Here is a 13,470-nt window from a genome sequence, read left to right as displayed (position 1 = left end):
CAGCGTCCTAGCGCAGCGCGTCGGCCACTTTGCGGGCCGCCGCGGTAATGGACAGGTCGTCGATGTTCACGGTGATCTCGGCGTACTGCTCGTAGAGCGGCTTGCGCTCGTCGTAGAGCTCGCGCAGGCTCATGCCGATGCCGCCCTTCAGCACCACGCCGCGCTCCTGCAAATCGTGCAGGCGGCTCACCAGCTCCTCGTAGGATATCTGCAGGTACACCACGCGGCCGATCTCGGCGAGGTGCTTCATGGCCTCGTCGGAGTACACGGCCGATCCACCCGTGGCAATGATCGAGTTCTCCGCCTCTATATCGCGCAGGATCTCGTTCTCCACCTGGATGAAGCCCTCCGGGCCGCACGCGTCGATGAGCTTCTGCAGCGTTTTGTCGCACTGGTTCTGGATGACGAGGTCAGCGTCGACGAACTGGTAGTTCAGTATCTTCGCCAGCACGATGCCCAGCGTCGACTTGCCCGCACTCGGCATGCCGATCAGCACTATGTTGTTCCGCTCTTGCTCCATGATGCCTCCTCTTGCATCGATTCGACAGCTGCCCTGCCGTCGGCGTCTCGGGCGCCCAGCATGCCCAACGGCTCCGGCGACACCACCGGGCCGCCGGGGGTTTCCAGGGCCAAGGCAGGGGCGTCGTCGCCCGCCTTGCTTTTCAGCGGGAACGTTTCGCTCACCACTATAGCAACGAAGATGAGGGCGAAGCCGCCCACCAGGCGAAGCCCTATCTCTTCCCCATACAGCAGCACGCTGAACAGCACGCCGAACACGCTCTCCAGGCTCAGGAACAGCGAGGCCTGCGCAGGCGGCACGTGCGCCAGGGCCACGTTCTGGATGACGAGGGCCACGCAGGACGCGAAGACCACGAGGTAGGCCATGTTCATCCAGAACGCCGGCGTGAGGGACTCGGCCGGGGGCAGCGTCTCGAAGCAGGCCCCGTATGCCACGCCGCACACGCCGCCCACCGCGAACTGCAGCAGGGTGAGCACGAGCACGTCGCTCTTCTCGGAAAACTTCGACACGTACACGATGTGCACGGCGAACAGCAGCGCCGACACGAGCGTCATGGCGTCGCCGAAGCCCATGGTCAGCTCGGAAAGCGAGCCCGCGAGCGACACGAGCCCTATGCCGCACACGGCCATGACGGCTGCCACGAGGTTGAACGCCGTCGGCCGCTTGCGGGCGATGGCCCACCAGGCGAACGGCACGATGACGCAGTACGTGGCCGTGAGGAAGGCGTTCTTGCCCGGCGTGGTATGGTCGAGCCCGATGGTCTGCACCCAGAACGCCAGATAGCACACCACGCCGAGAATCGTCCCCTTAACCAGGTAGTCGAGAGCTCTCTCGCCCGAGAGTGCCGCGCGCAGACGGCGGAAGAACAGCGCGGCCAGGATCGCACCCGTGGCCAGGAACCGAAACCCTATGAGGTAGGCCGGCTGCAGAACATCCACGGCATCTTTCATGACCACGAAGCTCAAACCCCAGATGACGGTGGCCACAACCAACAGGAGCTTGTAAACGCCTGTCGGAATGCGATGCGCTATGCCGTCTAGTTTTTCCACAGCCGCCCATTATACGGTGCCCCTCGGCCGAATGATAGGGACCGAACCAGCTGGCGGCTTTCGCAAGGCGCACGGCAGCAACAGCCATCGGCAACGAGCCAGCGCCCCATTTCAGCAACCTGGCGGCCATGCGCCGCAGGCCGCGCGAAGCACGTGCCCTGCACGAGTGCCCTCGATCGCCCCGCGCTAGAGCCCCCGCCGGCACGAACGGGAGCGCGCCTCCCGTCCGCGCACGGTCTCGCAGGCAACAGCGGCCAAGCCAACCCATATGAGGAGGAAGCTCGCAAGCTGCCAAGCGTCGGGAAGCTCGCCGAAGCACGTCACGGCAAGCAGCATGACGAGCGTGGGGCTGAGATATTGCAGCAGGCCCAAGAGCGACAGCGGCGCCCGATTCGCGGCGGCCGAGTACAGCGCCAGCGGGCCCGCCGTAACCACCCCGGTTCCCACCGCCAATAAGGCGATTCCCGCGGGCGACGTGAGTGCCAGGGCATCGGGAGCCGTATGCGCAAGCTCCCAGAAACCGGGATCGGCCCAGCCGACGGCGAACAGGCCCGCGCCGAGGACGGCCGCGAACAGTGATTCGACGGCCATGCCGGGCAGCGCATCGTAGCCGCCGCGTTTCTTCACGGCGCCGTATGCGCTGAACGTCGCGGCAAGCACGAGCGCTATCCAAACCGATCCGCCGTGCGTTGCCGCGAACAGCAACGCCCCGCAGGTAGCCAGCATCGTGGCAGCCTTCTGCGCACGCGTCAGGCGCTCGCGGAAGCACACGACCCCCAGCACGATGCTCGTGAGAGGGCTGAGGAAGAACCCGAGGCTCGTCTCCAGCAGATGGCCGCTCGTGGACGCCCAGATGTAGACGCCCCAGTTGGCGGCGATGAGCACGCTCGAAGCGCCGAACGTCGCCCATGCACGGCGGTCGTGCAGCAGCGGCAGGAAGCGCACGCGCATCGCCAGGCAAAGCACCACCGAGAACGCGCACGACCACACCATGCGCGTGGCCAGCGCCTGAAGCGGCGGAACCGCCGAGAACAGCTTCCAGTAAACCGGAACGACGCCCCAGATGGCGTAGCAGAACGCGGCCTGCACCAGCGCACGGCGACCTTCCTGCCCGATGCGCGGCTTCGCGCCTGCGTCCCTTCCGCCTTCCATAGCCGCCTACCCTAGCTCCGACCGTCGGTCCGCGCCCGGCGGTGCAACAGCCGCACGAACGCCGCGAAACCGAGCAGCGCCAGCACCACGATGGCCACCACAGCGGCGTATACGGCGAAGTCGCCGTTCTCGGTACCGCCGGCTCCGCGGGCAAAGCCGGCGGCGAGCGAGCTCAGCACGGCGGCGCTTGCCATGTTGAAGTTGGCGAGCGCCAGGTTTCCGGCGTACTTCTGCTCGCCGAACAGGCTGCGGGCGAACGCCGAGGCGATGACGGGCACGCAACCGTACGAGAAGCCGACGAGCAGCGCGCCCGCCACGAACAGGCCGGGCACGCGCATCCCGGGAGCGAACGAGCCGGCAAGGGCCGTCGCACCTGCCAGCGCGGCGAGAGACGCCGCAGCCATGACCGCCACGAGGCCCTTCCTATCGTACAGCATGCCGATGACGATGCGGGCCGCGCCGTTCGTCGTTGAGACCAACCCCACGAGCAGCGTCGCGAAGCCCGCCTCCAGCCCCACGGCCAGGGCGGACGACTTCGCGTCGCCGATGATCATGAGCCCCGCGCAGATGGCGCACGTCGCCCATAGGCAGTACACCCAGAACAGCGGCGAACGCGCCATGGAAGGCGCTCGCTGCGCGGCGCAGCCGCGGCGGAGGCGCGGCGGGAAGGCGCAGGTGCTCCCGCGTCGGGCGCGGGAACCAAGCCGGAAGCAAGCCGAACCGGCACGGTCTCCCCGCCACGAACCCCGTCCGCGGCAGCTGCGCCCCGGTCCTGGGGCCGCGGCCGGACTACGAGCGTCGTCGCAACCAGCACGAGCGCGATGAGCACGGCCAGGCCGACGAACACCGCCCTCCATCCCGCCACCTCTATGCAGGCGGCCGCCGCCGTACCCAACACCAGGCCGCCTATTCCGAAGCCCATCATGAGGGCGCCCGACGAGAAGCCCACGCGGTCGGGGAACCACGCGTTCACCGTGGCGATAACGGTGTTGTAGGCGATGCCGCAGCCCGCGCCGCACAGCACGCCGTAGCCCACGTACAGCACCGGGAGGCCGCCCGCATCGACCGCCGCAGCCGTGCCCGCGAAGCCCCCGGCCAGAAGAACGGCCGCCACCAGCAGCGTGGCCCTGAACGACAGGCGCTCGTTCAGCTTCGCTCCGAAGAACCCGCCGAAGCAGAACGTGATGATGGACAGCGTGAACACGAGGCGCATGCTCTCGCGATCCCATCCGAACTCCTGCCCTATCGCGCTGGAGAAGTTCGACCACGAGTAGATAAGGCCGAGAAAAAGCAGCGACAGCACGCCGGCGGCAAGATAGCGCATACGGTGGTTCATGGGTTGCTCCTCCTTCGCGCCGCCGCGCGCTTCGCGACGGCCGTCATCAGCTTGATTCTATTCACCTGGTTGACCTCGCTCGTGCCGGGGTCAACCTCGATCGTGGCTATGTTCGCGTCCACGCCGTCGGCTGCGCACCACGTGCGCAAGGGCTTTATCGCTCCCTGTCCCACCACATGGCCTGCCAGGCAGCCGAACGCGCGGGCGTACACGAGGTCGCGCACGCCCGCGCGCACGAACAGCAGCGCGGAACCCGCGATAGTCCAGCCGGCGCCCTGCACCAAGAAGCGCGGGACGACCTCTGTGCCGGCGCGTTCCAAATCCTGCACGGTTGGGCAGCGCAGGCAGGCGCCCGCATGGCGCTGCAGCACGCGGCACCGCTCGTCGAGCGCGGCGTGCAACGGTACCGCGGCGCCCTTCTCGCGCAGCGCGGCGGCGGCCAGGGGCAGCAGGTACGGCAGCGCAGCCTCGCACCCCTCGCGCTCGATGCACGCGACGAGCCCCGCGTTCATGCGCTCGTCGAACACGGCAGGGGCCGCACCCACGACGCCCACGATGGGCCGGCCGTCGCGCTCGGACACGCCGAAACCTGCGAGCGCCGCCCCGAATGCGCGCAGGCTTCCTTCGAGGACGAACGCGTTGGCGGCCAGCGCACGGCAGGCGCGGGCGCTCGACGCGGCAAGGAGGGCATCGAAAACCGGCGCATCGGCGGGACGCGTGTACGGCCGCACGCGCAAGCGCGCTTGGAGCAGCGCATCCCCGAACGCCAGAGCATCGGCAAGGCGCGCGGCCGCACGCGCATCGGCGGCAAGCGCCTCGAGTGCATCGGTGCCGCTGATCACCGACGCACGCGCTTCGAGGCCGGACGCTGCGAGCGCCTGCGCCAGAAGGTACGGCGCGTCGTCACCGCGGCAGCGCACGCAGGGCGTCGGCACCGCCACGCGCAGCGGCCCGGCGACCGGGTCGGCAAGAGGGCCGAGAGGCTTCTCGGCCATGGGCTGCGCAGCTTCGCCGTGCGCCAAATCAACTCCTGGGCGCGCGGCCGCCGGCCGCGCATGCATGCGTTGTTTCGGCAGGCAGGTGCCACGCCCTGCCAGGGCTGCGCCGGCTGCGGCGCCCTCGCGCAGGAACCCAACCGTGCGGCCGGCGGCAAGGAGGGCCGCATAGCAGGCGTCGTTGTTGACCGTTTCCAAACCGGCGCGCACCACCTCCTCGCCGCCGGCCGCAAGCACGCGGCACTCCTCGCCGCCGGCCGAGAGGGCGGCCTCCACCAACGGCGCGTGCCACGCCGAGAAGAACGGCACGACGATCATCGCGCATCTCCCCTTCCCAGCCGTTCCTCGCGCGCCGCGACCATCGACCGCACGCGGATGCGCGTGGCGGCAAGGTCCACCATCTCGTCTATCTTGAGCGCGGTGAGCGACCGCCCCCGCTTCTTCAGCACGGCGCGCGCCTGGTCGACGGTCACGGCATCCAGACCGCACCCGAACGAGTAAAGCACCACGAACTCCAGGTCATCCCTCCCGGCGGCAAACCGCGCAGCGCGCAAGATGCGCGCTGGGTGCTCCCAGCGGCTCGTGCCCCCGTCATCCGCGCTGCCCGCCCTCACGGGCGCCGCGTCTCCGCCAACCGCCTCGCCTTGCCGACCGCCCTTCGCAGGGCCACTTTCCCCCTTGCCCGCCCCTCCGCCGCAAGCCCCTGCCGGCAGCGCGTCCTCGGTCAGCACGGCGAACCCGTAGGAGCGCAGCAACCCCGGAATCGCATGGTTCGCCGCCGGGTCGCCGTGGTACGGCCGCCCCGCCAACACGACGCCCGGCACGCCGCGCTCGGCCATGAGGGCAAGCGCCGCCCTTCCGGCGGACACCATATCGGCGCGGAACCGCGCCTGCTCGCACGCCGCCGCGCGGGCCGCGCGCTCCACCTCTTCCAAGCCCAGGCCGCACGCCACCGGCTCCAGCGCCTCCTGCAGCGCCGCCGCGAGCCGGCCATCGGGGCCGTCATCACCGAGAACGGCTTCCACCTGCGGCATCACCAGCTGCATGCCCCGCTCGTGCACGAAGCCCACGTTCGCGTCCAGCACGAAGGGATAGCCGGCGAGCACCGGGCACGACCGGCCTTCCGGCCCCTCGGCGCGCACGTACGGCAGGAACGCCGCCGGCACGCCGCGCTCGGCCAGGTCCACGAGGTGCGCGTGCATGAGCTTCGCCGGGTAGCACAGCGACTCGGAGGGGATAGTCTCGAGCGCACGGCCGCGCAGGGCCGCGGGCGGCAGGCGCGACGGCACCACCCGGAAGCCAAGGCGCGTGAGCAGCGTGTGCCAGAACGGGTAGAGGTCGTACATGCCCAGCGCGCGCGGCAGCCCGATAACGCCGCGTGGCGCAGCGTCCTCCGGCAGCGCCCGGTACGCGAACAGCCGCTTGTACCGGTACGCGAACAGGTCCGGCAGCCCGTTGTCCTCGGCACCGTCCCCCAGCCCGCGCTCGCAGCGGTTACCCACCGTGAACGTGCGCACCGCGTCGCCGTCGTCGAACGACGTCACCGTCAGGCGGCAGGCGTTGCCGCACCGGCCGCACACCTCCGTGCGCTTGCTGCTTGCCAGGCGCTCCACCTTCGCGCGCGACAGCAGGCCGGAACGCCCGCCTGCCGCGGCCCGGTCGCGGGCGATGAGCGCCGCGCCGTACGCGCCCATGTGCGCGGCGAGGGCCGGCCGCGCCACCTCGGCGCCGTACAGGTTCTCGAACGCCCTCAGCACGGCATCGTTCATGAACGTGCCGCCCTGCACGACCACGCGCCTGCCGAGCGAGGCGGCGTCGCGCGCCCTGATAACCTTGTACACGGCGTTGCGCACGACGGAATACGCCAGCCCAGCCGCGATATCGCCCAGCTCGGCACCCTCCTTCTGGGCATGCCTCACCCGTGACGTCATGAACACGGTGCAGCGCGTGCCCAGGTCGACGGGGCGCTGCGCATGTACCGCCGCCTCGAGGAAACGGTCGAGGCGCACGTTCATGGACCACGCCATGCCGCTGAGCAACGCGCCGCATCCGCTCGAGCAGGCCTCGTTCAGCACGATGTCGTCCACCGCGCCGTCGCGCAGCCACACACACTTGATGTCCTGCCCGCCGATATCCAGGATGAAGTCGGCGTCGGGCACCAGCTCGCGCGCCGCGCGCACGTGCGCCACCGTCTCCACCTCGCCCGAGTCGAGGGCAAACGCCCGCTTCAGCAGCTCCTCGCCGTAGCCCGTCACGCACGCGTGCGCCACCTCCACCGCCAGCGTGCCGTCGTGGCGCAGCGGCAGATGCTTCCACAGGTCTACGAGCATCGCCTGGGCTGCCTCCACCACGCTGCCGGCCGAGCGCTCGTAGTACGTTCGCAGCACGCGGCCCTGCTCGTCCACCAGCACGTACTTGATAGCCTCGGAACCCGAGTCTATCCCCAAGAACACGCGCCCCTCGGCGCTGCTCAAGTCGGCCCGCGGCGCCGCGAGGGCGCCATGGCGCCGCACGAACGCATCGTGCTCGGCATCCGTGGCGAACAGCGCGGGCAGGCGCTCCAGCGTGGCGCCCCGGTCCCAGGGTACGGACTCCAGCCTCCCGATGAGCTCCCCGAGCCCATACGGCACGCTGTCCCACGCCTCGAACGCAGCGCCCTCGGACACGAAGAGGTGGCCGTCGGGCGGCACTTCCAGGTGCGCGTCGTCCAGCCCCAGGCGCAGCCTGAACCGTTCGCGCAGAGCCGAAAGGAAGTGCAGGGGCCCTCCCAGCAGGGCCACGGTTCCGGAAATGGGCCGCCCGCAAGCCAGGCCGGCGATGCACTGGGCCGCCACGGCATCGAACACGGATCCCGCGATGTCCTCCTTCGGCACACCCTCGTTCAGCAGGGGGCGAACGTCCATCTGCGCGAACACGGCGCAGCGCGAGGCGATGGCGTGGACGGTGCGACAGCCATGCGCGCAGTAGTTCAACGCCTCCGCGTTCATGTCCAGCATACCGGCGATGGTGTCGATGAAGCCGCCGGTGCCTCCTGCGCAGGTGCTGTTCATGCGCAGTTCCTCCCCGCCGGTGAGGAACAGGATCTTCGAGTCCTCCCCGCCTATCTCGATAGCCACATCCACCTGAGGGATGCGCCGCTCGACGGCCGTGCGCGCGGCGACGACCTCCTGGGCGAACGGCAGGTCCAGCAGGTCGGCGAACTGCATGCCTGCCGACCCCGTGACGCCTATCGTCATCCGCTCTTCCGGGAAGCGCATCCGCGCCCGCGCAAGCGTGTAGCCAAGCGTCTCCCTCACGTTCGACAGATGGCGCTCGTACGAGTCGTAGAGCAGCTCCCTGTCGTCATCGAGCACGACGAGCTTCACGGTCTTCGAGCCTATGTCCACGCCGGCGTGCAGCATGTCCGCCTCCCTCCCCTCTCGGGCGCCGCACGCTACGGCTGCGCCGGCTCGTCCCACGGGTACACCGGTGCGGGGCGCTCCTCCCGCCGTGCCTTCGCGGCAGCCGCCAATTCCAAGATGCGCGCGTGCTCCGCTTTCTTCTGCTCCAGGTACGCCTGCTTGGCACGCTCGCGCATGGCGTCGGTGATGGGCTCTCCACAGGCCGGGCACGCGTCGTCGAGCAGGTTGATCGCACCGCCGCATGCGGCGCACACGCCATGCTTGTCGTAGCACTTGCCGCAACGCGAGCAATCGGTGCACGCGAACGTCATAATCAACCATCTCCTTGGCATCCTCCGAGAACGAACGGTTGCCGGCACGACAGCAACGCCGTGCCGGCAACGAAAGCAACGGTGGCCGCCCGCGGGGGGATGCGGTCGGCCACCGCCGAGAGCATGGCGCTACCGGTACAGCGCCAAATGCCCGTCGGTCTGGTCGGCTAGCTGCTTCATCTCCTCGAGCTCGCCCACGTGCAGCGCCTTCGAGATGCAGATGGCCGCGCACGGTGCGTTGCCCTCCTCCTTCTCCAGGCAGTTAGCACACTTGTCCAGGCGGTAGGCGTACGGCGACATGAACATCTCGTGGCGCCCGTCCACCACATCGGGCTTGCCCAGGAAACAGCGCATGTACGTCTCCGTCACGGGCAGCTGGTAGTAGTCCTGACACGCGAGCTGGCAAGCGGAGCAGCCCACGCAGTAATCGAGCTCAACGAGCACGCCAATCTTCTTAGCCATGGTTTCTTCCCTTCGTCATCGTCGGTTTTCTCATGAAGTCAGGCTATTCGCTGAACTTGCTGATCTTGCACAGGCTGCTGCGCATGGGGGCAGCGCCGAAACCGGGGTCGGAGCCTTCCGCCGTGGTCAGCACGTTCGGGTTGGCCTGGTCCCAGTCGAAGCCGGGCAGGTTCAGCTCCTTGCAGGCGTGCTTGTAGTTCGGGCGGCACATGCTCACCGCTCCCTTGATGACGCCCTTGGAGATGCGGGCCTTCGCCTTGATCTTGCCGCGCAGGCTCTCCACCCACAGCCACTCTCCCTCGGAGATCTGGCGCTCGCGGGCATCCTCCTCGTTCAGCTCGATGTAGGGCCACGGCTCCAGGATGCGCTGGTGGGCGATGTTCGTCCACGCGGAGTGGTAGAAGGCGTAGTCGCGCGCGCCCGTGGTCAGGCACAGGTCGTATTCCTTGTACAGCTCGGGCGTGGAGTACGGGCTCTCGAACGGCTCGTTGTAGCTGGGCAGCGGCGAGTCGTAGCCATAGGACGGCATCTGCTCGGAGTACACCTCGATGCGCATCGTGGGCGTCTGGAACTTCACGAGGCCCTTCTCATGCTGCCGCGTCGTGCGGCTCTCGCCGCCGTACTCGATGAAGTATCCCTGCTTCGCCGCCACCTCGTAGTCGGTGATAGGCTCCTTGCCGTTGGGGATCAGATGGAACTCGTTCAGACGCCACAGCTGCATCTCCTCGGAGCTCTCCCACGGCCACAGCTCCGGGTCGAAGCGCTTGCCCAGGTTGCGCATGAAGTCCCAGTCGTCCCACGCCTCGCCGGGGGCCTTCACGGCCTTCTGCGGGATATTGAACGGGCACGGCTCGGGATACAGCTCCTCGTCGAAGTTGCCCACGCGCTCGGACCAGTGCGCGGCCGGCAGCACGATGTCGGCCAGCTCGGCGCCCGGCGTCATGAAGTAGTCCATGTTCACGTTGAGCTCCAGCACGTCGGACATGAGCGCCTCGTGGATCTTCGTGGCGTTCTCGAAGCAGCCCAGCGGGTCGTTCGCCACCGAGATCATGACCTTCACGGGCCAAGGCTGGCCGGTGAGCATGGCGTCCCACACGTCGTTCGGGATGTTAGCGTTGCCGTACACTTGGGTGTACATGGGATACTTGTCATAACCCAGGCGCAGCTTCGGAGGCACGCGGTCGTAGGCCGTGATCTTCGGGTCGAGCATGAACTCCCAGAACGTGTTGAAGTAGATGCCGCCCTTGTCGTCCAGCGGCGGGTTCAGCAGCAGCTGCAGGATGGTGATGGCGCGGCCGGACTGCAGCGCGTTCGACGTCATCATGCAGGCACCCAGGTACGCGGTGAGCAGCGAGGGCTTGTCATCAGTCGGGTTCGTGATGATGTCGAACATCTCCAGGATCTTCTCCACCGGGGCCCACGTGACGGCCGACACCTTCTCGGGCGTCCAGGCGGCCACCTCGTCCTTGTACGTCTCGAGGCCGGTCTTGCACATCTTGGTGCTGCCGTCCTTGAGCGTGACCTCGAAGGCGCCCATGAGCGAGGGCTTCACGCCCGCGCGGTCGAAGTCCTCGGTCTCGGGACGCCAGATAGCCGGGGCGCCGGCGGTCTTGTCCCACACCACGTAGTGCTCGTCGGACCCGCCTTCAACCAGGTCGGACTCGCGCATCATCATGCGGGCCTCGTTGTCCACGAGGAACGGGGCGTTCGTCCACGTGGTAAGCATCTCCTCGGCGGCCAGGAACTTGCCGCTCTGGAACATAAGGTTCGTGAGTCCCAGCGCCAGCGCGCCGTCGGTGCCAGGGCGCACGGGCACCCAAAGATCGGCCTTCGCGGCGATGTCGCGGAACACGGGGTCCACCACCACGACGCGCGAGCCGTTGCGCTTCGCGTCCATGATGCGCAGGCCGCTGTACTGGCGCGAGCGGATGGGGTTCGTGCCCCACATGACGATGGAGCCGGCGTTGCGGTAGTCGCACGCCTCGTGCGGATGGAACATGCGCCCGTAGGTCACGTGCGTCTGGGCCAGGTTCGGCAGCAAGCACACGTGCGTCGGCCACACCTTGCCGCCGCCGTTCCACGTGTTGTTCAGGCGGTCGAGGAAGTGGTTCGAGCCACGGCCCGTGCCCTGCGAGATGATGACCGACTGCGGGCCGTACTCCTCGATGGTCTCGCGGATCTTCTTCTCGATGATGTCGAGCGCCTCGTCCCAGGTAATGCGCTCCCACTTGCCCTCGCCGCGCTTGCCGGCGCGCTTCAGGGGGTACTTGAGGCGGTCGGGATGCGCGTGGATCTCCTGGGCCGAGAACGCCTTGACGCACAGGATGCCGTCGTTCACCGGATTGTTCTTATCGCCCTCCACGCGCACGATCTCGTCGTTGTCGTTGACCGTGAGGATGACGCCGCACTTGGAATGGCAGTCGAAACAGACGGTCCTGACTTTCTTCTCCATGATTACCTCCGTATCGTTTCTCTTGTCTCTTCACGCTCGTCCGCTTTCCCGGACAAGCGAGCTAGAACTTCTTGTCCTTCGTCTCGGGCCCGAACAGGAACACGAGCAGGCCGGGAATGATGACCATGGCGGCGGCGATGTACATGGTCACGTACACCCCGAAGCTGGTCATGACGCCGGCAAGCACGATGGGGCCGACGATGGAGCCCATGCGCCCCCACGAGGTAGCCAGGCCGTTGCCCGTCGTGCGGATGGCCGTCTCGTACAGCTCGGGCGTGTAGAGCGCCATCATCATGGCGTTCAGGTACTTGCCGAACTGGTAGAGGATGCCCGTGACGATGAGCATGACGAGCGTGGTGGACGCGCCGTAGGCGATGCCGAAGATGGACGTGCACAAGCCTGCGATGAGGAACGTCTTCTTACGTCCGAACTTCTTGGCCGACCAGCTGGCGAAGAACCATGCCGGGATCCCGCCCAATATGCCGATGGTCACGAACCCGGTGGATTGCACCACGTCGAAGCCCTTCTCGATGAGGATGGTGGTGAGCCACGTGGTCAGGCCGTAGTCGCTGAACATGGAGATGAACCACACGAAGAAGCACAGCACGGTGACCTTCAGGTACTTTGACTTGAACAGGTCTTTGAACGACATTTTCACATCGGAGCGCACGATGACCTCGACGGGCGGCAGCTCCTTGTGCCGCGCGATAGCCTCCTGCTCGAACTTCGTGCAGATGGCATCGGCCTCCTCGTAGCGTCCCTTCGCCTCCAGCCACAGCGGCGACTCGGGGCAGGTCTTGATGATGCCGATGACGAAGAACGCCGGCAGCGCCTCGGCCAGGTACACGCCGCGCCAGTCGAAGTGCGGCAGGATGAGCACGGTGAGCACGCCCGCCACGGCGAACCCGACCGGCGTCATAAGCTGGTAGAGCGTCATGAACTTTGGACGGTCCTTGCCCGACACGATCTCGCTCAGGTAGCTCAAGGCCACCGGGAACTGCGCCCCCAGACCCAGGCCCAGCACGAAGCGCATGGCGAACAGGTAGTAGACGTTGGGCGAGAACACGAGCGCGAACCCGGCGACGCCCCAGATGAGCATCGAGGCAACGATGGTCTTCTTGCGGCCCACCTTGTCGGCTATGCGGCCGGCGGCGATGGCGCCGAAGAACATGCCGAGGAAGCAGATGGACGAGTAATACCCGCCCGTCGTGGCGTCCATGCCGAAGTATTCGCGAATGGCCGGCATCAGAAAGCTGGTGCCTCCCAGGTCGATGGTCTCGGCGAACCAGCCCATGAGCACGAAGAAGATGATAAGCGCCGTATGCGGCGAGGTCGGAATGCGGTTCATGCGATCGGCGACCGAAACGCGCCCGTCCTGCCCGCCACGCTCGCTCCCCTTGGCCGCGGGCGGTGCGGATCCTCCGGCGGCGACGGCATCTGCCATACGATCAACCTCCTTAAAGAATTGGATCTCCCCTTTGCCTCACCGCGCTGGCGGTGCGGCCGAATCGGAGCGGATGCGCGCCTTCCCCCTTCCCCGCTCAATCCGCGTCAAACCTTGTGCCACCCAAGATACGCGGCGGCCCGGCGGCGGTCGATCAATGGATCGTTGCAACGGTTAAACGAATTGGCAGGGTGCTTGTACCGGAGCATAAAACGCTATGACCTCGGTAAACGAGGTCTCTGGCAGGATTTCCTGCAAAGTCTATCCGTAGGGCAGGAGCTCTGCCCTTGCCGCTCAACAGAGGTCGCCCAGCAGGCTGTGGCAAGGGCAGAGGCTCTTCCCTTGCCC

The 13,470-nt window shown here is 67.4% G+C and carries 11 protein-coding genes; all 11 read right to left on the bottom strand.

The annotated features are described in order from the left end of the window. Nucleotides 1-7: 7 nt before the first annotated feature. The gene (locus BN3560_RS07340; RefSeq protein ID WP_015539373.1) at nt 8-520 is read right to left on the bottom strand and encodes a shikimate kinase; all 513 of its coding nucleotides are present in this window, start codon (nt 518-520) and stop codon (nt 8-10) included. Then, nucleotides 496-1,569: a DMT family transporter gene (locus tag BN3560_RS07335; RefSeq protein ID WP_096227549.1), complete on the bottom strand. Its 1,074-nt coding sequence runs from the start codon at nt 1,567-1,569 to the stop codon at nt 496-498. Before BN3560_RS07335 ends, BN3560_RS07340 begins: the two co-directional genes overlap by 25 nt. A 186-nt stretch (nt 1,570-1,755) precedes the next feature. Beyond that, on the bottom strand, nt 1,756-2,721 hold the full coding sequence (rarD, locus tag BN3560_RS07330; RefSeq protein WP_096227548.1) for an EamA family transporter RarD: 966 nt from the start codon (nt 2,719-2,721) through the stop codon (nt 1,756-1,758). An 11-nt stretch (nt 2,722-2,732) separates the two neighbouring features. Beyond that, the gene (locus BN3560_RS07325) at nt 2,733-3,341 is read right to left on the bottom strand and encodes an MFS transporter (RefSeq protein ID WP_123649806.1); all 609 of its coding nucleotides are present in this window, start codon (nt 3,339-3,341) and stop codon (nt 2,733-2,735) included. After that, nucleotides 3,272-4,057 carry an MFS transporter gene (locus BN3560_RS07320; RefSeq protein WP_096227546.1) on the bottom strand — a complete coding sequence of 262 codons (786 nt, stop codon included), beginning with the start codon at nt 4,055-4,057 and terminating at the stop codon, nt 3,272-3,274. Before BN3560_RS07320 ends, BN3560_RS07325 begins: the two co-directional genes overlap by 70 nt. Next, nucleotides 4,054-5,370 carry a hypothetical protein gene (locus BN3560_RS07315; protein ID WP_096227545.1) on the bottom strand — a complete coding sequence of 439 codons (1,317 nt, stop codon included), beginning with the start codon at nt 5,368-5,370 and terminating at the stop codon, nt 4,054-4,056. Before BN3560_RS07315 ends, BN3560_RS07320 begins: the two co-directional genes overlap by 4 nt. Beyond that, on the bottom strand, nt 5,367-8,453 hold the full coding sequence (locus BN3560_RS07310) for a BadF/BadG/BcrA/BcrD ATPase family protein (protein WP_161959430.1): 3,087 nt from the start codon (nt 8,451-8,453) through the stop codon (nt 5,367-5,369). The genes BN3560_RS07315 and BN3560_RS07310 overlap by 4 nt, the downstream gene beginning before the upstream one ends. 32 nt (nt 8,454-8,485) lie before the next feature. Next, the gene (locus BN3560_RS14485) at nt 8,486-8,764 is read right to left on the bottom strand and encodes a hypothetical protein (protein WP_161959431.1); all 279 of its coding nucleotides are present in this window, start codon (nt 8,762-8,764) and stop codon (nt 8,486-8,488) included. Between the two features lie 129 nt (nt 8,765-8,893). Beyond that, entirely contained in the window at nt 8,894-9,226 is a 333-nt protein-coding gene (locus tag BN3560_RS07305) for a 4Fe-4S dicluster domain-containing protein (protein ID WP_087190720.1), read from the bottom strand. Between the two features lie 43 nt (nt 9,227-9,269). Then, entirely contained in the window at nt 9,270-11,678 is a 2,409-nt protein-coding gene (locus BN3560_RS07300; protein ID WP_096227543.1) for a molybdopterin-containing oxidoreductase family protein, read from the bottom strand. Between the two features lie 61 nt (nt 11,679-11,739). Next, entirely contained in the window at nt 11,740-13,122 is a 1,383-nt protein-coding gene (locus BN3560_RS07295) for an MFS transporter (protein ID WP_096227542.1), read from the bottom strand. Nucleotides 13,123-13,470 lie beyond the last annotated feature (348 nt).

Origin of the sequence: Gordonibacter urolithinfaciens (assembly GCF_900199375.1) — a bacterium.
Lineage (GTDB): Bacteria > Actinomycetota > Coriobacteriia > Coriobacteriales > Eggerthellaceae > Gordonibacter > Gordonibacter urolithinfaciens.
The sequence above is the reverse complement of the archived record's forward strand: the minus strand, read 5'-3'. Positions and strand labels throughout refer to the sequence as shown.